This window comes from Micromonospora echinospora (assembly GCF_900091495.1).
GTDB lineage: Bacteria > Actinomycetota > Actinomycetes > Mycobacteriales > Micromonosporaceae > Micromonospora > Micromonospora echinospora.
Map to the genome: position 1 here is coordinate 2,904,617 of NZ_LT607413.1, position 22,446 is coordinate 2,927,062.

Annotated in this window: 18 protein-coding genes; 10 read left to right on the forward strand and 8 right to left on the reverse strand. The window is 73.9% G+C overall.

The genetic code is table 11. The annotated features are described in order from the left end of the window. Positions 1–101 precede the first annotated feature (101 nt). Together GA0070618_RS13425 and GA0070618_RS13430 are read left to right on the forward strand one after the other, a co-directional pair. A complete protein-coding gene (locus tag GA0070618_RS13425; RefSeq protein WP_088981935.1) occupies positions 102–1,172 on the forward strand; it encodes an NAD-dependent epimerase/dehydratase family protein in 1,071 nt (356 codons plus the stop codon). Then, positions 1,169–2,146, forward strand: a complete 978-nt coding sequence (locus GA0070618_RS13430) for a lysophospholipid acyltransferase family protein (protein WP_231931729.1) — start codon at positions 1,169–1,171, stop codon at positions 2,144–2,146. The genes GA0070618_RS13425 and GA0070618_RS13430 overlap by 4 nt, the downstream gene beginning before the upstream one ends. Positions 2,147–2,243: 97 nt before the next feature. Here the strand turns inward: GA0070618_RS13430 and GA0070618_RS13435 are convergent, their stop codons facing one another. From GA0070618_RS13435 to GA0070618_RS13450, 4 genes are all read right to left on the reverse strand, one after another. Next, on the reverse strand, positions 2,244–3,389 hold the full coding sequence (locus tag GA0070618_RS13435; RefSeq protein WP_088981936.1) for a hypothetical protein: 1,146 nt from the start codon (positions 3,387–3,389) through the stop codon (positions 2,244–2,246). Continuing rightward, a complete protein-coding gene (locus GA0070618_RS13440; RefSeq protein WP_088981937.1) occupies positions 3,386–4,261 on the reverse strand; it encodes an HAD family hydrolase in 876 nt (291 codons plus the stop codon). Before GA0070618_RS13440 ends, GA0070618_RS13435 begins: the two co-directional genes overlap by 4 nt. 154 nt (positions 4,262–4,415) lie before the next feature. After that, entirely contained in the window at positions 4,416–5,309 is an 894-nt protein-coding gene (locus tag GA0070618_RS13445; RefSeq protein ID WP_088981938.1) for a DUF5667 domain-containing protein, read from the reverse strand. Between the two features lie 356 nt (positions 5,310–5,665). Beyond that, on the reverse strand, positions 5,666–6,586 hold the full coding sequence (locus GA0070618_RS13450; protein ID WP_088981939.1) for an ECF subfamily RNA polymerase sigma factor, BldN family: 921 nt from the start codon (positions 6,584–6,586) through the stop codon (positions 5,666–5,668). Positions 6,587–7,045: 459 nt separating this feature from the next. On the opposite strand from GA0070618_RS13450, the gene GA0070618_RS13455 reads away from it, so the two are divergent. From GA0070618_RS13455 to GA0070618_RS13465, 3 genes are read left to right on the forward strand one after another with little or no spacing between them, the layout of a single operon-like run. Beyond that, positions 7,046–8,659 carry an AMP-binding protein gene (locus GA0070618_RS13455; RefSeq protein ID WP_231931730.1) on the forward strand — a complete coding sequence of 538 codons (1,614 nt, stop codon included), beginning with the start codon at positions 7,046–7,048 and terminating at the stop codon, positions 8,657–8,659. Then, positions 8,649–8,903: a glutaredoxin family protein gene (locus GA0070618_RS13460; protein ID WP_088981941.1), complete on the forward strand. Its 255-nt coding sequence runs from the start codon at positions 8,649–8,651 to the stop codon at positions 8,901–8,903. Before GA0070618_RS13455 ends, GA0070618_RS13460 begins: the two co-directional genes overlap by 11 nt. Positions 8,904–8,935: 32 nt before the next feature. Continuing rightward, on the forward strand, positions 8,936–9,586 hold the full coding sequence (locus GA0070618_RS13465; RefSeq protein WP_088981942.1) for an HAD family hydrolase: 651 nt from the start codon (positions 8,936–8,938) through the stop codon (positions 9,584–9,586). Between the two features lie 4 nt (positions 9,587–9,590). On the opposite strand, the gene GA0070618_RS13470 is transcribed toward GA0070618_RS13465, so the two are convergent. Both GA0070618_RS13470 and GA0070618_RS13475 read right to left on the reverse strand, forming a co-directional pair. Further along, positions 9,591–10,247: a response regulator transcription factor gene (locus GA0070618_RS13470; protein ID WP_088981943.1), complete on the reverse strand. Its 657-nt coding sequence runs from the start codon at positions 10,245–10,247 to the stop codon at positions 9,591–9,593. Positions 10,248–10,293: 46 nt separating this feature from the next. After that, positions 10,294–11,592, reverse strand: a complete 1,299-nt coding sequence (locus GA0070618_RS13475) for a sensor histidine kinase (RefSeq protein ID WP_088981944.1) — start codon at positions 11,590–11,592, stop codon at positions 10,294–10,296. A gap of 366 nt (positions 11,593–11,958) precedes the next feature. On the opposite strand from GA0070618_RS13475, the gene GA0070618_RS13480 reads away from it, so the two are divergent. The 5 genes from GA0070618_RS13480 to hemB are packed head-to-tail and all read left to right on the forward strand — an operon-like array spanning position 11,959 to position 17,596. Beyond that, positions 11,959–12,729 carry a redox-sensing transcriptional repressor Rex gene (locus GA0070618_RS13480; protein WP_088981945.1) on the forward strand — a complete coding sequence of 257 codons (771 nt, stop codon included), beginning with the start codon at positions 11,959–11,961 and terminating at the stop codon, positions 12,727–12,729. Then, complete coding sequence (locus tag GA0070618_RS13485; protein ID WP_088981946.1) at positions 12,726–14,051, forward strand: glutamyl-tRNA reductase; 1,326 nt, start codon at positions 12,726–12,728, stop codon at positions 14,049–14,051. Before GA0070618_RS13480 ends, GA0070618_RS13485 begins: the two co-directional genes overlap by 4 nt. Continuing rightward, positions 14,048–15,016: a hydroxymethylbilane synthase gene (hemC, locus tag GA0070618_RS13490; RefSeq protein ID WP_088981947.1), complete on the forward strand. Its 969-nt coding sequence runs from the start codon at positions 14,048–14,050 to the stop codon at positions 15,014–15,016. The genes GA0070618_RS13485 and hemC overlap by 4 nt, the downstream gene beginning before the upstream one ends. Continuing rightward, positions 15,013–16,593 carry a bifunctional uroporphyrinogen-III C-methyltransferase/uroporphyrinogen-III synthase gene (locus tag GA0070618_RS13495; RefSeq protein WP_088981948.1) on the forward strand — a complete coding sequence of 527 codons (1,581 nt, stop codon included), beginning with the start codon at positions 15,013–15,015 and terminating at the stop codon, positions 16,591–16,593. Before hemC ends, GA0070618_RS13495 begins: the two co-directional genes overlap by 4 nt. Positions 16,594–16,612: 19 nt before the next feature. After that, entirely contained in the window at positions 16,613–17,596 is a 984-nt protein-coding gene (gene hemB / locus GA0070618_RS13500; protein ID WP_088981949.1) for a porphobilinogen synthase, read from the forward strand. A 395-nt stretch (positions 17,597–17,991) separates the two neighbouring features. Here hemB and GA0070618_RS13510 read toward each other — a convergent pair whose 3' ends face one another. Together GA0070618_RS13510 and GA0070618_RS13515 are read right to left on the reverse strand one after the other, a co-directional pair. Beyond that, positions 17,992–18,960 (reverse strand): peptidoglycan-binding protein, encoded by a 969-nt coding sequence (locus GA0070618_RS13510; protein ID WP_088981951.1) that lies wholly within the window; start codon positions 18,958–18,960, stop codon positions 17,992–17,994. Between the two features lie 196 nt (positions 18,961–19,156). Beyond that, entirely contained in the window at positions 19,157–22,432 is a 3,276-nt protein-coding gene (locus GA0070618_RS13515) for a lamin tail domain-containing protein (RefSeq protein ID WP_088981952.1), read from the reverse strand. Positions 22,433–22,446: the final 14 nt, after the last annotated feature.

Sequence of the window (22,446 nt, forward strand, 5' to 3'; positions counted from 1 at the left end):
CACCGCGTACCACTTGCCATCTGTCGACTCCCGGAGGCTCAGGTGAGAAGGCCGTGGACGTCCCGGCTCGATGATCCGGCCTGCCGGTCAGGGTGCGCGACATGACCCCCGGTGGCACCTCAGGTGCTCCGGGGGTCGTCGTCGTGACCGGGGTCAGTCGCTACCTCGGCGCGCACGTTGCCGCCCGGCTCGCCGCCGACCCGAGGATCGAGCGGGTCATCGGCGTCGACCCGCCCGGCACGGCGGAGCCGGCCGACCTGCTCGACCGGGTCGAACGGGTGCGCGTCGACGCCGGTTCGCTCGGTGACCTCCTCGCCGACCTGGAGGTCGACGCGGTGGCCCACCTCGCCCTGGTCACCGCCCCGGACCGGCAGCAGGGTGGCCGGGCGGCGATGAAGGAACAGAACGTCATCGGCACCATGCAGCTCCTCGCCGCCTGCCAGCGGGCGCCCCGGCTGCGCAAGGTCGTCGTCCGGTCGTCGACCGCCGCCTACGGCGTCTCCTTCCGCGACCCGGCCGTCTTCACCGAGGAGACCGAGCCGCGCGAGGTGCCGCGTGGCGGGTTCGGCCGCGACATCCTCGACATCGAGGGGTACGTCCGCGGCTTCCGTCGTCGCCGCCCCGACGTCACCGCGACCGTGCTGCGCTTCGCGCCGTTCATCGGCTCCACCGCCGACACCACGTTGACCCGGTACTTCCGCCAGCCGGTCGTGCCCACCGTCCTCGGTCGCGACCCCCGCCTCCAGTTCCTCCACTTCGACGACGCCCTGGAGGTGCTGCACCGCTCGGTCGTCGAGGACCATCCCGGCACCTACAACGTCGCCGGTCCGGGCGTGCTGTCGCTCTCCCAGGCCATCCGCCGGGCCGGACGGCTGGAGGTGCCGGTGCTGGAACCGGGGTTGTCCGGAGCGGTCGCGCTCGCCCGGACGCTCGGATACGGCCGACTCGGTCTCGACCAGGTCGACCTCTTCGTGCACGGCCGGGTGGTCGACACCAGCCGGCTGGTCACCGAGTACGGCTTCACCCCGCGCTCCACCGCCGCGGCCTTCGACGACTTCCTCCGGGCCCACCACGGTGGCGTGGTGGTGACCCGCGACCAGCTCGCCGCCGCCGAGCAGGCCGTTCTCGCCGGCATCCGCCAGGTCCGGGCGGCCGTGCGGGAGCAGTCATGAGCCGGCCCGACGGGACCGACCGGGACGTGCCGGTGGGTCGGCCGTTCGAGCCGCCGGACGCCGGCGACCTGACCCGACCGGCCCGCCGCAACGGCCACCACCCGGATCCCCCCGCCGTGCCGGACCGCCCGGTCGACCAGTGGGACCGCCGGGTCGCCCAGGGTCTGGCGTTCCTGCGTCGCCGGTTGGCCGGCGACTACGAGATCGACGAGTTCGGCTTCGACCCGGAGCTGACCGGGGCGGTCCTCCACCCGCTGCTGCGTGTGCTCTACCGGGACTGGTTCCGCACCGAGGTCGCCGGTCTGGAGCACGTACCCGCCGACGGGGCGGGTCTGGTGGTCGGCAACCACTCCGGCACCGTCGCGCTGGACGCGTTGATCCTCTCCGCGGCCCTGCACGACCAGCACCCGGCCCGCCGTTACCTGCGGCTGCTCGGCGCTGACCTGGTCTTCCGGATGCCGGTCGTCTCCGAGTTGGCCCGGAAGTCCGGCGGTACGGTCGCCTGCAACCCGGACGCCGAGCGGCTGCTGCGCAACGGCGAACTGGTCGGCGTCTTCCCCGAGGGGTTCAAGGGCATCGGCAAGCTCTACGCCGACCGGTACAAACTGCAACGGTTCGGCCGGGGCGGGTTCGTCTCGGCGGCGCTGCGCACCGGCACCCCGATCGTCCCGGTGGCCATCGTCGGCGCCGAGGAGACCTATCCGATGCTCGCCGACGTCAAGCCGCTCGCGCGTCTGCTCAAGCTCCCTTACTTCCCGATCACCCCGACGTTCCCGTGGCTCGGGCCGCTGGGCCTGGTGCCGCTGCCGAGCAAGTGGCTGATCGAGTTCTGCCCGCCGATCCCCACCGCGCACCTGACCGACTCGGCCGACGACCCGCTGGTCGTGTTCAATCTCGCCGACCAGGTCCGGGAGACCATCCAGCAGACCCTGCACCAGCTCCTGGAACGCCGACCCGACCCGTTCGGCCCCTGACCCGGCGGCGTGGCGGCGTCGAACGCCACGGCGAACACGGGCTACTTCGCGGTGAACTTCCACGTGGACGTGTGACCGGCGCAGGGCGCCGCCCGGCTCAGGTCAGGGAACGCAGGTCCAGGACGTGCCAGCCGGTCACCTCACGTCCGCCGGTGGACCACCAGAGCATGTCGCCCCGGCAGAGCACCAGCCCCACCCCGTCCGCCGCCACCAGCGTCCGCCGCCGGGCGACGTCGTAGAGCCGCAGCTGGGCCCCGTCGCCGACCGTGCCCGCCGGGCCGGTGCGCAGGAGCACCTCGAACCGGTCCCGCACCGCCACGTCGACCAGCGCGGCGCTGGCGTCCCCGCCGGCAACCCGGTGCCGGTCCCGGCCGTCCGGGCGGAACAGGTCCAGCCGGCCCGGTCCCGCCCCGGCCGGCACCAGCGCCCGACACCACACCGGACCACAGCTGAGCAACTCGTCCCGGCCGGCGGGCACCGTGCGCTCCGTACCGTCGACGAGGTGGCGCAGTCGCAGCGGGCCGGCACCTCCGGTCGCCGTGCTGACCAGCCACGGCCACGCCGACAGCGTCCAGGCCCCCGGCTCGGTCCGCACCGTGACCCGACCCCCGCCCAGCGGCACCGAGCGCACCTCGGTCGCCACGGCACTTCCGGGAGCCGCCGCGACCCAGTGCAGCCGACCCGAGCCGATCACCAGGTCGTGCCGGGAGTTGACGAGGAGGACGTCACCGCCCTCCGTGGCCACCCGTCGGGCCGGCCGGTCCGCGGCCGGTTCCACCGTCCACAGCTCGGTACGCCCCCGGCCGTCCGGGTCGGTGGTGGTCTCCGCCCACGCCAGCACCGGGCCGGAGCCAGTGAACCCGGCGTACTGCGGGCTGCCGCCGGCGGGCAGCCGACGTAGCTGGTGGACCGTGCCGTCGGCGGTGCGCCGCACCAGCCGTAGGTGACGTCCGTCGGGGCTGGGCGCGGTGCCGATCGAGACGTCCGGGCCGAGGAACCAGACCGGGCTGTACGCCGTACCGTCGGCGAGCCGGGCCGGCAGCTCCCGCCGTACGGCTTCGGGCCACTCCTGCTCGACCCGACGCGGCGGCGGTGCCGGTTCGACGGGCCGGGGACCGGCCTGCGGCAACGTGACCAGCGCGGTGCCGGCGGCGACCGCCACCACGAGCCCGGCCAGCCCGGGGCGGTACCGCCGGGCCGGGCCCGGAAGCCGTGCCGTCGCCGGCCAGCGGCGGTGGGTCACCGGAGTCGCCGTCGACGGTGCAGGGCCACCCCGGCGCTGACCGCACCGGCCAGCAGCCCGGCGGCGGCCGTCGACGGCACCGCGATCCGGGCCGCCCGGCGGCCGGTACGGAAGTCCCGGACCTCCCAGCCCCGCTCCCGCGCGGTGCGCAGCAGCACACCGTCCGGGTTGACCGCGACCGCCCGTCCGACCGTCGAGAGCATCGGCAGGTCGTTGGCGGAGTCGCTGTAGGCGACACACCGCGACAGGGTCAGCCCCTCCACGGCCGCGAGCTGGGCGACCGCCTCGGCCTTGGCCGGACCGTGCATCAGGTCACCGACCAGCCGTCCGGTGTACACGCCGTCGACGATCTCGGCGACCGTGCCGATCGCCCCGGTCAGGCCGAGCCGGGCGGCGATCACCCGACCGATCTCCACCGGTGCGGCACTGACCAGCCAGACCCGCATCCCGTCGTCAAGGTGGCGCAGGGCGAGCTTGCGCGTGCCGGCCCAGATCCGGGGGGCCATCAGTTCGTCGAAGATCTCCTCGGCGAGCCGTTCGACGTCGTCCACCCGCCAGCCCTCGACGAACGCGAGGGCGGCCTCCCTGGCGTGCCTCATGTCCCCGGCGTGCTCGGTCGCGAGCAGCCGGAACCGGAGCTGCTGCCAGGCGAACCGGGCCAGGTCGCCGGTGGTGAAGTACTTCCGGGCGGCGAGGCCCCGGGCGAACCAGTAGATCGAGGCGCCCTGCATCATCGTGTTGTCGATGTCGAAAAAGGCCGCGGCGGTCGGATCGGGAGCGGGGCTGCCGGGTGGCTCCAGTTCGGTGGGGGCCCAACCTGCGGTGTGCCCGTGGGCGTCCGTACTGACGGTCACCTTCCGGGTCCGGGCCACGCAGAACTCCCTCCGCTCGACGCGCCGGCCGCAGTGTGTGCGGCGGGCCGGTCCGGCACGACGCCCCACCACCAGCGGTGCGACGCCTGCCATCCGCGAGACTAGCCAAGGAGGATCGTGGTCGACCGGTGCTGCGGCGTTCCCGCCGGCGGCGTCAGCGGACGGTGGGGCAGGGGCGGGCGGTCGGGCCGAGCAGGTCGGCCGCACCCGCCTGCGGGGCACCGCAGGTCAGGGACGCCCGTAGCGCGTCCGAACGCTGCCGCGCCGCGTCGAGCAGCGCCAGGGAGCCACGGGCCCGGTCCCGCTCGGCACGGGACGCCCCGTCGAGCAGGGCGGCCACCGCCCGGCGCTGCCCGGTGACGAAGGTGTCGACGGCGTCCAGGCCGGCGGCGTCGGTGCGCTGCACCGCCGTGGTGGTCAGCAGGCGTACCCCCTGCCGGGTGTCCTCGTCCATGTCGTCGAGGATCGCCTCGAAGGCCGCCAGGTCGCCCCGCACCTCGCTCGCCTCGCCGAGTCGGGTCCGGGCGAAGTCCAGGAAGAGCTGGCCCCGGCTCGGGTCCGAGTTGGCCAGGGCGAGCTGGGCGCGTTCGGTGGAGCGTTTCATGCCGTAGAGGGCGTCGCCGGGGACGGCGTTCTCGCTCGCCGCCGAGATGCCGGAGACGGCCACCGCGCCGGCGGCGACCCCGACCAGGATGGCCCCCCGGGCGCGGGCCCGACGGGCGGTGACCGAGGGCACGAGCGGACCGCGCGGGGACGCCCCGGCGGACGACCGCCGACCGGCCGGTTCGGCCCCGGACGTCGGGGCGGCCGTCGCGCCGACGCCCTCACGTTCCGCGGCGGCCACCAGCATCGCCCGCAGGCCGGTGCGGAAGTCCGGGTCGACCTCGACCGGCGGGGCGGCGGCACCGAGTTGCCGGCCGAGGCCGACCAGGCCGCCGAGCCGGTCGTCGACCCGGGAACGGACGTGGTGCCGACGGCCGCCGTTGGCCTCGTCGAGCAGTTGGGCGAAACGCTCGGCACGCCGACGGGAGAAGAGGTTGCTGTCCACCGCAGGCATCTCCTCTCACTGGTCACGGTCGTCCGGCCGTTCTGGTCACCCGTCGGCCGACTGGTCCTCGGCGGTGCCGAGGACCGGCGCGGCCGGCTCGTCGACGCCGGCTGTGCGGTTCCCGCCGCCGGTGACGGTGGCGGGAACCGGTGGGGCGCCGGTCGGCGTGAGTCGTGGCGGGGCGTGGTCGCCCGTACCTCGGGTCTGGGAGCTTTCCGGGCGAACACCGGTCGCACCCGGAGAAACGGTCGGTGCCGGGCCGTGGTTACGGGCCGGGAGTGCCGAGAATGAGCAGAAGTGATGACCGTCAATGTCTGTCGGAGGGGTGACCCGTCGGTGTCGACGCGTCGACCTGCTCAGGGCTGGAAGCCGTCCGGCAGCAGGCGGGCCAGGGCGCGTACCGCGCGGTACTGGAGGGCCTTGATCGCTCCCTCGTTCTTGCCCATCGCCTTCGCCGTCTCGGCGACCGAGAAGCCCTGGAGGAAGCGGAGCACGATGCACTCCTGCTGCTCCGGGTTGAGCTGCTTGACGGCGGTCAGCAGGGCGACGTTGGTGATGTGCTCGACCACGGCCGCCTCCGGACTCCCCTCGGGGCCCCGGTCCTCGCGGTCGGCGTCCATGACGTCGCCGGTGGTCACCTCCAGCCGGTACCGGCCGGACTTGAAGTGGTCGGCGACCAGGTTGCGGGCGATCGTCACCAGCCAGGCCCCGAGGTCCCGCCCCTGCCAGGTGAAGCTGCCGATCCGCTTGAGTGCCCGCAGGAAGGTGTCGGACGTGAGGTCCTCGGCGAGCTGGCGGTTGCCGACCCGGAAGTAGACGAACCGGAAGACGGTGTCGACGTACCGGTCGTAGAGCAGGCCGAACGCCTCCGTCTCGCCGGCCTTGGCCCGCTCCACCAGCGACCACACCTCGGTCGCCGGGTCGGACGGGTCCGGACGGCTCGGCGGCACGGCCGGCGGCTCGGGCTCCGCGGCGGCGGCCGGCACCGCCGGCAGGAGCGCGGTCTCGGCCGCCGCCGGGTCGACCGGCTCCGCCTCGTCGCCGGGCCGGCGGCCCTGCGCCGGCATGCTCGGCCGGGCCGGCACGGCGACCCGACCCCCGGTCGGCTTCGCGTTGCCGCCGGGCGGTACCGGGCGGGGGGGCGGTTCGTTCGGGTGCGGTCGGTTGCGCGTTCGTCTGGCCGTCCCGTCGTCGCCCTCTCCGAGACCCCACGTGTCGTCGAGTTGGCGCAGCGGGGCCAGTCCCGTCGGTTGCTCGGCGTAACCGAACGTGGTCACCGGGCCTCCCTCCAGCCGGGGGACGCCGTCCGGTCGGCCCGCTGCGGGGCGAACGAGGCGCTTTCGCCTCCGATCCGGACGGTCGGTGCTGCTCCGGGGGCCGCCGGCTGACGGCAGACCCCGGTGGGGTGCTGGTCCAATACGGTCACAGGCACGGTGGCCTCCTCGGGCTGAGGGGTGTCGACTCACGGCAAATGGGGTGAGTCGACCCGAGTGATGATAGGGCCAACGTCACCCATGCGTGGCAAGTCCGTTACACAGAGCCGAAGTATTTACCGCCGTGTCGCGCCGTCGCCGGACGCTTTGTCCGTCGGCGCCGGTTGACTTTCGCTGGAGGAGGTGGTTAGGGGCGAAACCGCAGGTAGCGGGCCTGTCGGGCGGCTCCGTGCACCCCGTTCGCCGGGCAACCTATCGACGGGCATGGTCTGTCGACCGCCCACTGTGCCAGACTCAGCGACCGTGCAGCAGCAGACAGCGGGAAGTTCAGCGCCGAACCTCGCCGACCGGGTACGCCGGGCGGCCGAACGTCGTCCCGACCGGGTCGCGCTGCACTGGCGCGACCGGACGATGACCTGGTCCGAACTGGACGCGGCGGTGGACGGGGTGGCCCGCGCCCTCACCCGGGCCGTCCCGGCGGCCGATCCGACCGCAGGCGGACCGCCGGCCCGGGTCGCCGTAGCCCTGCCCAACTGCCCGGACTTCGTGCTCGGCTACCTCGGCGCGCTCCGTGCCGGGCTGGTCGCCGTGCCGCTCAACCCCGGACTCACCGCCACCGAGCTGCGGCACGTGCTGACCGACTCCGGCGCCGCCGTGCTGATCGCCACGCCGACCGTCGCCGACCTGGTCGCCGGGATCGCCACGGACCTGCCGGCCCTCACCGCCGTGCACACAGGCGTGCCGGACGAGCCGGGCGCGCCGGTGTCGTCGACCCGGGGCGGGGACGACCTCGCCGTGCTGCTCTACACCTCCGGCACCGAGGGACAGCCCAAGGGGGCCATGCTGTCGCACCGCGCGCTGGCCGCCAACCACGAGCAGGTCGACCGGATCACCCCGCCGGTGGTCGGGCCGGACGACACCGTGCTGCTGGCCCTGCCGCTGTTCCACGCGTACGGGCTGAACACCGGGCTCGGGTCGGTGGTGCACCACGGGGCGACCGGCGTGCTCGTCGACGAGTTCACCACCGTCGGGGCGCTCGACGAGATCGCCCGGCACCGGGTCAGCGTGCTGGTCGGCGTACCGTCGATGTTCCAGGCCTGGGCGGCGGCGGGTGACACGGTCGCGGCGGCGACGGCGTCGGTCCGGGCCGCGGTCTGCGGCGCGGCGCCGCTGGAGCCGGCGGTCGCGGCGGCCTTCGCGGCGGTCGCCGGTCGTCCGGTGCACGTCGGGTACGGCCTCACCGAGACCGCCCCGGTGCTCACCTCCACCCTCGTCGGCGGGGAACCGAAGCCCGGCTCGATCGGGCGGGCGCTGCCCGGGGTGGAGCTCCGCCTGGTCGCGCCGGACGGCACGGACCTGTGGCGGGACGGCGTGACCCCGCCCGAGGACGACGCCGACGAGATGGACCTCGACGTCTCCTCGCCCGGCACCGACCCCGGCCAGATCGTGGTCCGGGGCGCGAACCTCTTCGCCGGCTACTGGCCGGACGGACGCGGCGGGCCGGGCCCGGACGGCTGGTGGGCCACCGGGGACGTCGCCTACGCCGACGCCGACGGCGACCTCTTCCTGGTGGACCGGCTGCGTGAGGTGATCCTGGTCAACGGGTTCAACGTCTACCCGCACGAGGTGGAACTGGTGCTCCAGGCACATCCGGCGGTGGCGGAGTCGGCGGTGCTCGGCGTGCCGCACCCGCGCACCGGCGAGACCGTCCGGGCGTACGTGGTGCCGGCCCCGGCCGGTACGGTGGGTGCCGAGGAGCTGCTCTCCCACTGCGCCCGGCACCTGGCCCGGTTCAAGTGCCCGACGTCGGTCGAGTTCGTCGACGCGTTGCCGCACTCGGCGATCGGCAAGGTGCGCAAGACCCTGCTCCGGCCGCCCGCCGCCGGAGACGCCCACGGAGGTTCCGATGTCCACTGACGCCCGGCTCATGTTGATCACCCGGCCCGGTTGCCACCTCTGCGACGACGCCCGGGAGGCGCTCGCCCGGGTGGTCGCGGTCACCGGCGACCGGTGGACCGAACGCGACGTCACCGGGGACCTGGAGCTGGAGCGCGAGTACGGCGACCGGCTGCCGGTGCTGCTCCTCGACGGCCGGGAGCACGGCTACTGGCGGGTCGAGGAGGAGCGGCTGCTGCGTGACCTCACCACCCCGCAGCTCTGACCGCCGCGACCACCCCTGGCTATGGTGACCCGATGACTCCTGCGCGCCCCCATCTGGTGTGGGACTGGAACGGCACCCTGCTCAACGACCTCAGCCTCGTGGTGGCCTGCACCAACGCGGCCTTCGCCAGCGTCGGCGGACCGGCGGTCAGCGCCGACGAGCACCGGGTGCGGTTCCGCCGCCCGATCGCCGACTACTACGCCGAGGTGCTCGGCCGGGCCGTCGACGACGAGGCGTTCGGCCGGCTGGACAAGATCTTCCACGACGCGTACCGGGTCGGCCTGACCACCTGCGAGCTGGCCGGGGACGCCCGCTCGGCCATCGCGGCCTGGCCCGGCAGCCAGTCGCTGCTGTCCATGTGGTTCCACGACGAGCTGGTGCCGACCGTGCACACGTACGGGCTGACCGGGCACTTCCGCCGGGTCGACGGGTTACGGGCCGAGGTGGGCGGCGACCGCAAGGCGGAGTCCCTCCGGCGGCACCTCGCCGAGCTGGGCGTCGACGGCGGTTCGGTGGTGCTGATCGGGGACTCGCTGGACGACGCCGACGCGGCCGAGGCGGTCGGCGGCCGGGCGGTCCTCTACACCGGCGGCTTCACCGACGCCGTCCGCCTGCGGGCCTCCCGCCACCCGGTGGCCGAGACCCTCACCGAGGCCGTCGAGCTGGCCGCCACCCTGCGCTGAGGGGTCAGGTGCGCAGGTAGGTGAGGACGGCCTGGACCCGCCGGTGCAGGTGGTGGCTGTCCGGGGGAAGGTCGAGCTTGGTGAAGATGTTGCGGACGTGCTTCTCCACCGCGCCGTCGCTGACCACCAGCGTCCGGGCGATCGCGGTGTTCGAGCGCCCCTCGGCCATCAGGGCCAGCACCTCGCGTTCCCGGGGGGTCAGCTCGCGCAGCGGGTCGTCGCGCCGCCGCCGGACGAGCAGTTGCGCCACCACCTCCGGGTCCAGCACGGTGCCACCGGCGGCCACCCGGGCGAGCGCGTCCAGGAACTCGTCGATCGCGGCGACCCGGTCCTTGAGCAGGTAGCCGATCCCGCCGCCGGCGCCGCCGGTGGTGGCGAGCAGATCGTCGGCGTACGACACCTCGACGTACTGGGAGAGCACCAGGATCGGCGTACGGGGCACGAGCCGGCGAACGGTCACCGCCGCCCGTAGCCCCTCGTCGGTGTGGGACGGCGGCATCCGGACGTCCACGATCGAGACGTCGGGCCGGTGCGTCGTCACCGCCTCCACCAGCGCGTCGCCGTCCCCGACGGCGGCCACCACCTGGTGGCCGTTCTCGGTCACCAACCGGATGAGCCCCTCCCGGAGCAGTACGGCGTCGTCGGCGATCACCACCCGCATGGTTCAGTTGTCTACCACGTCGACCTCGCCGGAGCGCCCGGCGGCGTCAGCCGGGCAGGAGAGCGCGGATCTCGGTGGGCCCGCCGGTGGGGCTGGTCACCTCCAGGACGCCGCCGCCGGCCCGGACCCGGTCGGCGATGCCGGCCAGGCCGTGTCCCTTGGCCAGGTGCGCGCCGCCCTGCCCGTCGTCGACCACGCTGATCTCCAGGTGCCCGTCCCGCCGGCCGACGGTCACCCGGCACTCGCTGGCGCGGGCGTGCTTGGCCACGTTGGTCAGCGCCTCGGCGACCACGAAGTAGGCGGCGTGCTCCACCGCCGCCTCGGGCCGGCCGTCGGGGGTGCCGAGGTCCGGGTCGACCCGCAGCTCGATGGGGATCAGCCCACGTCCGGCCAGGGCGGCCAGGGCGCCGGGCAGGCCCCGGTCCACCAGGATCGGCGGGGCGATGCCCCGGGAGAGGCCACGCAGTTCGGCCAGGGTCTCCCGGGTCTGGTCGAGCGCCTCGTCCAGGGTGCGGCCGGCCGCCTCCGGGTCGTTGGCGAGCTGCTGCCGGGCGCGGCCGAGGTCCATGGCCAGCCGGACCAGGCGCTGCTGGGGGCCGTCGTGGATGTCCCGTTCCAGCCGGCGCAGGGCCGTCGCCTCGGCGGAGACCGCGGCCCGCTTCTGCTCCTCCAGCACGGTGATCCGGTCGCGCATCTCGGCCACCCCGGTCAGCATCGCCCGACCGAAGCCGGCCTGGACCAGCGCGCAGCCCCGGACCACTATCGGCAGGGTGAGCAGGAAGAACAGCCCGATGGCGGTGTGCAGGCCGACCCGGGCCCGGGTGGTGTCGCCGAGCCCGAGCAGCTCGTTGAGTTCGACGTTCTCCGGGGGGTGCGGGATCGCCCAGTCGTACGTGGCGTAGAGCGTGCCGGTGAGGGCTACCGCCCACCAGGTGATGGTCACCACGAAGGTGACGATCGCCACGGGCAGCCGGAAGATGCCGTGGGCGAGGTCGAGCCAGGACTGGATGTCGCGCATCGGCAGGAAGATGCGCCGCCAGGCGGTCGCACCGGGTTCCGGGAGTCGGTAGCGCGGTCGGATCCGGGGTTGCCGGCGGACGGCGGCCAGGCGCAGCCGTTCGATGTCGGCCAGTCCCCGGGCGGCGTAGAGGGTCCCGGTGAGGATCGGCAGCCCGACCACCAGCACCACCAGCCCCAGCCCCAACGCCAGCCCCACCAGCAGGACCACGAGGCTGGCCAGCGCCAGCGGCAGACCGAGCAGGACGTATCCGGAATCGGTGAGGAGGCGTCGGGGAAGGCCCGGTGCGCGGGCCGCCACTGGAGAGGCGGGATTGGCCGAGGTCATGGGTTAGAGGCTAGGCAGGGCGGGTGGTGCGACCCATCCCGTACACCGGCCTACCGGGGGTGGGGCTGGCCCTACCTCGCAGGACACGGCGATCGGGTCCTGAGCGCAATTGGTCAGAGAAGTCGGAATTAAGCAATAATCGCAACGCGGTGCCGTAGTGCCCGCTCAATGGCGGGTGCGAAACGGAGGGGCCTGGTGTTGTCGCGTCGTGCATTTGCAAGATCGCGATTTGTGCACGTCTTCACAAGCGCCTACTGTGTAGTTCCGACGCGCCCTGCTAGCACAGCCGGCAAGATCGGTCGCCAGCGGGAGTCCCGAAACGGCCGGCGACCGGAGCTGGTCCAGGATCGCACCGCACGGAGTCTCATGAGTCAGCACCGTCACCCAGGCGCGCCCAGCCGCGCCGGTGCCGTACCGGCGCTTCCGGATCTGCCGGAAGCGACCGTCGCGCGGCTCCCCGAGTACCTCCGCGCCCTCCACCACCTCGCCGAGACCGGGCACGAGACGGTGTCCAGCGAGGGGCTCGCCACCGCCGCCGGGGTCAACTCCGCCAAGCTCCGCAAGGACCTCTCCCACCTCGGCTCGTACGGCACCCGGGGGGTCGGCTACGACGTCGCGCTGCTGATCGAGCAGATCGAGTCGGTGCTCGGGCTCACCCAGCGGCGGGCGGTCGCCCTGGTCGGCGTCGGTAATCTCGGTCACGCCCTGGCCGGCTACGCCGGCTTCGCCAGCCGCAGCTTCCGGATCGCCGCCCTCTTCGACGCCGACCCGGCCCGGGTGGGCGAGGAGATCAACGGGCTGGTCGTGCGGCACATCGACGAGCTGCCCCGGATCGCGGTCGAGGAACAGCTCGCGATCGGGGTCATCGCCACCCCGGCCGGAGCCGCCCAGGCAGTGGCCGACCAGCTCGTCGCGGTCGGTGTGACGAGCATCCTGAACTTCGCGCCGTGCGTCCTGGCGGTGCCCGACGGGGTCGACGTGCGCAAGGTCGATCTCGCCATCGAGTTGCAGATCCTGTCCTTCCACGAGCATCGTAAGGCGTCGCTCACCGCCCTGCCGGGCACCGGCCCGTCCACCCTCACCACCCTCGCCGGCGGCGCCCCCACCACCGACCCCCAGGAGGCGATCGGCACGTGAAACTGCTCGCCGTCGGCGCGTCCTACCGCACCGCTCCGGTCGCTGTCCTGGAGCAGTTGGCGGTGGCCCCGGCCGAACTCACCCGGACCCTGGACCGTCTGGTCGCCCAGCCGTACGTCAGCGAGGCGGTGCTCGTCTCCACCTGCAACCGGGTGGAGGTGTACGCCGCCGTCTCCGGCTTCCACGGTGGTCTCGGCGACATCTGCGCCGTCCTCGCCGAGCAGGCCGGCGCGTCGCCCGCCACCCTCGCCAACCACCTCTACGTGCACTACGACGCCGCCGCGGTCGACCACGTCTTCCGGGTCGCCGCCGGACTGGACTCCATGGTCGTCGGCGAGGCGCAGATCCTCGGCCAGCTCCGGGACGCCTACCACTGGGCGGCCGGCGCCGACTCGGCCGGACGGCTGCTGCACGAGCTGATGCAGCAGGCGTTGCGGGTGGGCAAGCGTGCTCACGCCGAGACCGGAATCGACCGGGCCGGCCAGAGCGTGGTCAGTACCGCGTTGAACCTGGCGGCAGAGCAGCTCGACGGCACCCTGGCGGGTCGCCCGGCGCTGGTCGTGGGGGCCGGCGCGATGGGGGCGCTCGGCGTGGCCACGCTCTCCCGGCTCGGCGCCGGGCCGCTGACCGTCACCAACCGGGGCACCGACCGCGCGGTGCGGCTGGCCGAGTCGTACGGGGCCAGCGCCGTCGGAATGACCGAGCTGGCCGACGCGCTCTCCACAGTGGACATCGTAGTGGCCGCCACGGCGGCCACCGAACCGGTCCTCACCCATTCCGTGGTGCGCCGGGCGCTCGCCGGGCGGGACGCCGACCGGGGGCCGCTGGTCCTGCTCGACCTGGCCGTCCCGCGTGACGTCGGGCCGGGGGTCGCGGAGCTGCCCGGGGTCGAGGTGATCGACATCGACCGGATGGCCGCGGTGCTGGCCGGCGGACCGGCCGCCACCGACGCGGCGGCGGTCGACCGGATCGTCACCGGCGAGGTCGAGTCCTTCCTGACCTGGCTGCGCGGGGCGGACGTCGCACCGACCGTGGCCGCCCTGCGCGGACGCGCCGACGACGTGGTCGCCGCGGAACTGGCCCGGCTGGCCCAACGTCGTCCGGACCTTACCGACGACCAGCGGGCCGAGGTGGCCCGGACGGTCCACCGGGTGGTGCAGCGTCTCCTGCACCAGCCCACCGTGCGGGTCCGGCAGCTCGCCGCCGAACCCGGTGGCGACCAGTACGCCGCCCTGCTGCGGGAACTCTTCGACCTCCAGGTGCCGCAGACCTCCCCGGTCGACACGGTGCCCGACATCACTTCCGACCAAGGAGAGCGATGACCGCCCCCCTGCGCCTCGGCACCCGGGGCAGCGCGTTGGCGATGGCCCAGTCCGGCCACGTCGCCGACGCGCTCACGGCCGCGACCGGCCGGCCGGTCGAACTGGTCGAGATCGTCACCGCCGGTGACCGCTCCTCCGCGCCGGTGCACCGGCTCGGGGTCGGCGTCTTCGTCTCCGCGCTGCGCGACGCGCTCACCGCCGGCGAGATCGACCTCGCCGTGCACTCGTACAAGGACCTGCCCACCGCCGAACCCGGTGGGCTGCACATCGCGGCGGTGCCGCCCCGGCAGGACCCGCGGGACGCGCTCGTCGCCCGCGACGGCCGTACGCTGGCCGAACTGCCGTCCGGGGCCACCGTCGGGACCGGCGCGCTGCGCCGGGTCGCCCAGCTGCACGCACTCGGGATGCAGCTGACCGTCGTGCCGATCCGCGGCAACGTGGACACCCGCCTGGGCCGGGTGCTCGGGCCCGACGCCGATCTCGACGCGGTCGTCCTCGCCCGCGCCGGGCTGGCCCGGCTGGGGCGGACCGACGAGATCACCGAGACGCTCGACCCGATGCTGATGCTGCCCGCGCCCGCCCAGGGCGCGCTGGCCGTGGAGTGCCGGGCCGACGACTCGGACCTGGTCGAGCTGCTCGCCGTGCTCGACCACGCGCCGTCCCGGGCCGCGGTGACCGCGGAACGGGCGCTGCTGGCCACCCTGGAGGCCGGATGCTCCGCACCGGTCGCCGCCTACGCCGAGGTCGCCGAGGGCGACACCGGTGATGAGATCTACCTGCGCGGGGCGGTGATCAGCCCGGACGGCACCCGAGACATCCGGCTGTCCCGCACCGGTACGCCCGCCGACGCGGCGGAGATCGGCAAGGCGCTCGCCGCCGAACTCATCGCCCGTGGCGCCGACTCGATCCTCGGCCAACCAGACCACGCCGGCCCGGGGACCCAGCAATTTGGGAGCACAGAATGACCCGCACCCGTAAGCCCGTAGGCCACATCGCGTTCGTCGGGGCCGGACCCGGCGACCCGGGCCTGCTGACCCGTCGGGCGCACGACGCCCTGGTCGACGCGGACCAGGTGGTGTACGACCGGGGCGTACCCGAGTCGCTGCTCGACGCCGTCCGCGCCCAGGCCCGCCCCGACGCCCAGTTCACTCCGGCCGAGGGCGCGCCGGGTGATGTGGCGAAGGTGCTCATCTCGGCGGCCCGCTCCGGGCTGAACGCGGTGCACCTGGTCGCCGGTGACCCGTTCGGGCACGACTCCGTGGTCAAGGAGGTGCAGGCGGTGGCGCGTACCGCCGCGCACTTCGAGGTGGTGCCCGGTGTCGGCCAGGCCGAGGGCGTCGCCACCTACGCCGGGGTGCCGCTGCCCGGCGTCCGGACCGCCGCCGACGTCGAGGACGTCGCCACGCTGGACTTCGAGGCGCTCGCCGCGGCCATCGGCCGGGGCTCGCTGGCGCTGGCGGTGGACGCCGGTGACCTCGCCGCGATCCGCGACGGCCTGCTCGCCGCCGGGGTGGACGGCACCACCGGCGTCGGGGTGACCGGGGACGGCACCGGGGAGACCCAGTACACCACCACGTCGACCGTCGACTCGTTCGTCGCCGCCGCGCTCGGCTTCACCGGCCGCGTCGTGCTCACCGTCGGCGAGGGCGTCGGCCAGCGGGACAGGCTGAGCTGGTGGGAGAACCGTCCGCTGTACGGCTGGAAGGTGCTGGTCCCCCGGACCAAGGAGCAGGCCGGCGTGATGAGCGCGCGGCTGCGGGCGTACGGGGCGATCCCGTGCGAGGTGCCGACCATCGCGGTCGAGCCGCCGCGGACCCCCGCCCAGATGGAGCGGGCGGTCAAGGGCCTGGTCGACGGCCGGTACGCCTGGGTCATCTTCACCTCGGTCAACGCGGTGCGGGCGGTCTGGGAGAAGTTCGGCGAGCACGGCCTGGACGCCCGGCACTTCGGCGGCGTCAAGATCGCCTGCATCGGCGAGGCGACCGCCGACGCGGTCCGCGCGTTCGGCATCCAGCCGGAGCTGGTCCCGTCGGGGGAGCAGTCCTCCGATGGGCTGCTGGCCGAGTTCTCCCCGCACGACGAGGTCCTCGACCCGGTCGGCCGGGTGCTGCTGCCGCGCGCCGACATCGCCACCGAGACCCTCGCCGCCGGGCTCACCGAGCGGGGCTGGGAGGTCGACGACGTGACCGCGTACCGGACGGTCCGGGCCGCCCCGCCGCCGGCCGAGATCCGGGACGCGATCAAGTCGGGCGGTTTCGACGCGGTTCTCTTCACCTCCTCCTCGACGGTGCGGAACCTCGTCGGTATCGCCGGTAAGCCGCACGCGCGTACCGTTGTCGCCGTGATCGGGCCCAAGACGGCGGAGACGGCGACCGAGTTCGGCCTCCGGGTCGACGTGCAGCCGCCGCACGCCTCGGTGCCCGACCTGGTGGAGGCGCTCGCCGCCTACGCCGTGGAGCTGCGGGAGAAGCTGGCGGCGATGCCGGCCAAGCAGCGCCGGGGCTCGAAGGTGCAGGGGCCGACCGCCCTGAGGTTCCGCTAGCCCACAGGAGGCAGCCGTCATGCCGTACCCCGAGATCCGCCCCCGCCGGCTGCGCCGTAACGCGGCCGTGCGGCGGCTGGTCGCCGAGACCCGCGTCGCACCGTCGGACCTGGTCCTGCCGATGTTCGTCAGGGAGGGCCTGACCGAGCCCCGGCCGGTCGCGTCCATGCCCGGGGTGGTCCAGCACTCCCGGGAGTCGCTGCGCAAGGCGGCGGTGGAGGCGGTCCAGGCCGGGGTCGGCGGAATCATGCTCTTCGGGGTGCCGGCGGAGCGCGACGCCACCGGCTCCGGGGGCCTCGACCCGGACGGCATCCTCAACGTCGCCATCCGGGACGTGGTGAGCGAGGTCGGCGACGCCACGGTGGTGATGAGTGACCTCTGCCTGGACGAGTTCACCTCGCACGGGCACTGCGGGCTGCTCACCCCCGACGGCGGGGTGGACAACGACGCCACGCTGGCCGCGTACGCCGAGATGGCGGTGGCCCAGGCCGCCGCCGGGGTCGGCGTGGTCGGGCCGTCCGGGATGATGGACGGCCAGGTCGGCGTGGTCCGCCGGGCGCTCGACGCCGCCGGGCACCAGGACGTCGCGATCCTGGCGTACGCCGTGAAGTACGCCTCGGCCTTCTTCGGCCCGTTCCGGGACGCGGTGGAGTCGTGCCTCGACGGGGACCGGCGCACCTACCAGCAGGACCCGGCGAACCTGCGCGAGTCGCTGCGTGAGGTCGCGCTGGACGTGGCCGAGGGCGCCGACATGGTGATGGTCAAGCCGGCGCTGCCGTACCTGGACGTGGTCGCCGCGGTCCGGGCCGAGGTGGACGTCCCGGTCGCCGCCTACCAGGTCTCCGGCGAGTACGCGATGGTCGAGGCCGCCGCCGCCAACGGCTGGATCGACCGGGAGCGGGTGATGCTGGAGACGCTCACCTCGATCCGTCGGGCCGGCGCGCAGATCATCCTCACCTACTGGGCGGTCGAGGCCGCCGGTCTGCTGCGCGAAGGCCGCTGACCGGTCCCGTAGCCGAACGCGGCTCGCCTCACGGCCGGCCGCATGAATGATCGAGGAGCGCGTGGGGAGCGCCGGCTGTGGCGCGCCCCACGCGCAAGCCTGACTAGTCGTGCCAGCGGGTGCAGGTCCAGTGATCGCTCATGTATCCCCGGATACACGCGCGGTAGGGCTTGGTCGACCCGGCCCTGTACCTCAAGCTCGCCAACGCGCCATCTGAGATCCCGACCTGCCGGAAGAAGTAGCCAGAGACGTGTTCGGACGGGAAGACACCGGGCGGCCCGCCACCGGCCCACCCGCACCCCGAGGACGACTTGACGACCACACGGGATGCGGCAACTGGGACCTTCCCGGCTTGCCGAAGCCCCGACCTGCCGCATCCCGTGTCGGTCTTCCGTTCAGATGAGCGTGCTCCAGGTGACCGGGCCGACCACTCCGTCCGCCGCCAGGCCTCGGGAACTCTGGAAGTTCCGCACGGCGGTGGCGGTCACGGAACCGAAGGCGCCGTCCACGGTGAGGCTCGCGCCCCGGGCGTTGAGGGCCACCTGGAGGCCGCGCACAAGGTCCCCGGAGTTGCCCTGCTGCAACGGCAGGATCAGCGCGGTCCAGGTGATCGGGCCGACCACCCCGTCCACGTAGAGGCCCTTGTTGCTCTGGAACGTCCGGACCGAGGTCGCGGTCCCCGGGCCGAAGTAGCCGTCCACGACGGTGGAGACACCCCGGCCGCGCAGCAGGTGCTGAATCACCCGGGCGACCCAGGACGTGGTGCCCTGCGACACGCTCGGCCAGCCGGTGGTGCCCACCGGTGCGGTCGAGCCCAGGCTGATGCCCCGGTTGGCGAGGAACGTCCGGGGGTCCATCGTGGTCAGCCGGGGCCGGTGCACCTCGAAGTGCAGGTGTGGTCCGGTGGAGTTGCCGGTGGTGCCCATCAGGCCGATCAGCTGACCGGCGAGCACCCGCTGGCCGTCGCTGACCAGCACCCGGTGCAGGTGGCCGTAGTAGGAGAAGTAGCTGTCGGCGTGGTCGATGTGCACGCTGTTGCCGGTGCGGCCCGGGAGCGGCCCGCTGGTCGGGTCGCCCGGGTAGGAACCGGTGCGGATGTCGCGTACGGTTCCGGCCGCGATGGCGTAGATCGGGGTTCCCTGGCTGTTGGCGACGTCCCACCCGGCGTGGTCCGGCCGGGAGGGGGTCTTGTAGCCGGAGGTGAGGGTGCCGAGCGTGGGGTTGCTCCAGCCGGGGGTGGCCGCGCTCGCCGCAGTCGGCAGGCCGACGGCCCCGATCCCGATGCCGACGCCCAGAGCCGTGAACACCGCGCGGCGGCTGACGGTCGTTCCGGATGTCTCGACGGGACGGTCGTTCTCAGGCATGGCCCACCCCTGGCTCGCGCACTCGGCCGGCTCGACGGGCCGACGGTTGAGGCAGATCGTAGATCATGAATGTGAGTCTGGCGATGGGCAGCGCGGATTCACGGTGCAAGAGAGGGAAGGGGGGCAGTGGGAACGACCGCGGCCCGCCGCCCGGGTGGAACACCCGGGCGGCGGGCCGCGGTTGAGCCGCTGTTGCTCAGTCGTCGTCGACGACCGTGCCGAACGCGATCGGGTCGGCCAGCAGCAGGCCCGGGACCCCGGTCACCACCAGGGCGAACTTCTCGTCCGCCTCCCGCTTCCGGTCACCCCGCACGTCCACCGGGAACGCGACCGAGGTCTGCCCGGCGGCGAGCGTCCGGCAGCCGGCGTACGGCTCGAAGTCCTGCCCGGACCGGGCGGTCACGCCGAGCGTGCCGGCGCAGACCAGCACCGGGTGGGACAGCGGCCGGGACACCGTGACGGTGAAGGTGGCCGGGGTGTCGCCCCGGTCGCCCTCGACCACCCGGACGTCCGCCACGCTCAACGACGCGCGGGAGGAGAACCGGGCCACCTGCGGGTCGTGGTCGCTGGAGCCCCGTGACCCGTCCCCGGCGTGCTCGGCCGGCCAGTCGGCGTTGATGTGCGCCGCCCGCACCTGGACCAGGTCGGCGTGCAGCGCCTCGTTGACGAAGAGGTGGTCGAGCGTCTGCGCGTGCCCCTCGAAGCTGTACGAGTACGCCGACGACGGCACCTCGGCGGCCAGGTCGTCCCAGAGGTTGCGCAGTCCCGCCTGGTACAGCGGACCGAGCTGGTCCGAGGGCGTCGGGTCCGCGCCGGTGGCGATCGGGTCGTCCGGGCGGGGGAAGACGTTCAGGTCACCGCCGTAGACCACCCGGGCGTGCGGGTCGGACGCCTCGATCGCGGTGACGATCGCCGCGCCGTACCGGGCCTGCTCGGTGCGCTGCCCCACCCGGCTGTCCGGGCCGGACGAGTAGTGGTTGCTCACCGCCCACAGGGTGTACGACTCGGACCCGCCCGGAGTGGCCCGGACGGTGAACTTCGCGAGCTGCGGGGCCCGGGTGAAGACGTTGTCGCCGTCCTTGCCGGTGGAGGTGTCCACGTCCGGCGGGAGCAGCGCGTTGAGCGTCTTCGGGTTCTGCACGTCCGCGTTGGACGGCAGCCCCGCCGCCCGGTACACGACCGTGGGGGAGGAGCCGAGCAGCGGGTCGGCGGCGGTCGCCCCGGCCAGCGACAGCCGGTCGGTGCGGAAGAGGAACCCGGAGGTGATGCCCCGGGCGTCCGCGCCGGTGCGGTCGTACGCGGCGGCGTAGGCCGGGCCACCGGCGGCGGCGACGGCCAGCGCCAGCTCCTGGAGGGTGTCCGGCGCGCCGTCGGCGTCGTTGGTGTCGCCGCAGACCAGCGCGCCCCCGGCGACCGTGCAGATGTCCTGGTCCTCGGCCTCCTGCACCAGGATCAGGTCCGGCGCGTGCAGGTCGGTGACGATCTGGTCGGCGAGGTTGCCGAGCTGCTCACGGTAGTCGGCCTCGCTCGCCGGGACGTAGTCGAACGGCGGCCGGACGCCGGGGCACCCGGCGTTGCCGGTGAAGTCGCAGCCGTCGAAGGGGTCGTCCCGGTGGTCGTAGAGGTTCTCCACGTTGTACGTGGCGACCGCGATCTCCTTGGACCGGTCGGCCGGGCGCGGCGGGTTGTTCCGCGACGGGTCGGTGCCGGCGGTGAAGGCGGCCTGCTCGACCTGCACGCCGTACTTCTCGAAGGAGTAGTAGAGCGCGCCGTACGCGTCCTGGGTCAGGGTGTCGAAGGTCTTCGCCGGCGGTAGCAGGGTGGTGCTGTCCCCGGCGGTGGCCTTGACGCCCATGCTGCCCAGCATGATCCGCTGGCCGTTGCCGTCGTCGAAGAGGCGGGTCGGGTCGTTGTCCAGCGGGTGCGTGTCCCGGAACACCCGGCGGGCGTACGGGTCGGCCCGGTCCAGCAGCGGGTCGTCCCGGTCGACCAGCCAGGTCTCCGCGTCGGCGGTGGAGGCGAAGACCGCCCGTCCGCTCACCGCGCCGCTGCCGGCGCGGACCCGCAGCCGGGCCCCCTCGTGCCGCTCCCAGAACCGCTGCGCGGCGGCCAGGTCGGCCGGCGGCACCGCGTCGGTGACCGCGACGACCGTGTTGACGTCCAGCCCGGAAGCGATCTTCCGGACCAGCGACGCCGAGGAGAGCTGGGTCATGTCGAAGTACTCGGACACCCGGGCCCGGAGCACCACCTCGTCGCCGACGGTCGGCACGTAGCCACCGATCAGCGAGGTGAAGTTGCCCATGAACACGAAGATGCCGTCCGAGCTGGTCGGGTCACCGTCCGTGGCGTCGGCCCGGCTCTGGAGGAAGAAGCCGTGCTGGTCCGCCCCGGCCGAGGTCCGCGCCAGGGTGCGCTGGGTGACCACACCCCGGACGTCGTACAGGGCGCTGCTGGTGCCGTTGCCCGACGGCGGGGCGAGCGGGGACCGGTCGGCCGGGCCGGACTCGGTGTCCGTGGTCGACCCCTGCACCTCGCCGACGGTCAGCTCGCGGGTCACCGTCACGGCCAGCGTGCAGGTCGCGGTGCCCCCGTCCGCGTCGGTCGCGGTCAGGGTGACCGTGTACGCCCCGCCGGCCAGGTCGGCGCTGGCGGTCACGGTGGCGCGGGCGGTGCCGCCCACCGCGTCGGCGGCGGTGAACGCGGTCCGGCCGATCGTGCCGGCGGTCGGGGTCGGGGTGACCGCGCTGACCGTCAGGTCGACGATCCGGTCGTCGGCGTCGGTCGCGGTGACCTCCCGGGCCGCCGCCGTGCCAGCCGGGGTGACCAGGGCCGGACCGCAGGTCAGCACGGCCGGCTGGTCGACCGGGCCGCCACCGTCGACGGTGTGCGCGCCGAGCCCGTCGAACGTGTCGGTGGCGAAGCCGGCCCAACCGGCGGCCGGGTCGAAGGCGTCCGACGGGTCGGTGTCCCCGGCGGTCACCGTGGGCAGCCGGCGCAGGGTGTTGTTCTCGGTGCTGGTGAGGCCGCTGCCCCACTCGGTGCCCGGGTCGACGCCGACCTGGCCGATCGAGTCGAGCACGGTCGTGCCCCGGCGGAGCACGATCGCGTCGTCGCCGTTGTAGAGGCTCGCGCCGGTGGTCTGGTCGGCCTGGGCGAGGATCGCCGCGCTGGCCGAGGAGCTGGCGAGGACGAAGACGTCCCCGGCGGCGACCGTGCCGGTCAACGCCAGGTTGGTCGGCGTGGTCGAGCCGTTGAAGTAGAGCTGGAGCTGGTAACCGCCGGCGGCCAGGTCGACGGCGGCGCCGGTGCCGTTGAACAGCTCGATCGCCTTGTTGTTCGACGAGCCCTCGACGTACTCCGAGATGAACAGGTCGGTGGGCGCGGCGCTGGCCGCGAGGGGTGCGACGCCGACGGCCGTGGCTGTCACGGCGGTGACGGTCGCGAGCGCGGCGAGGATGCGGCGCGGGCGCATAGGGCCTCCACGAA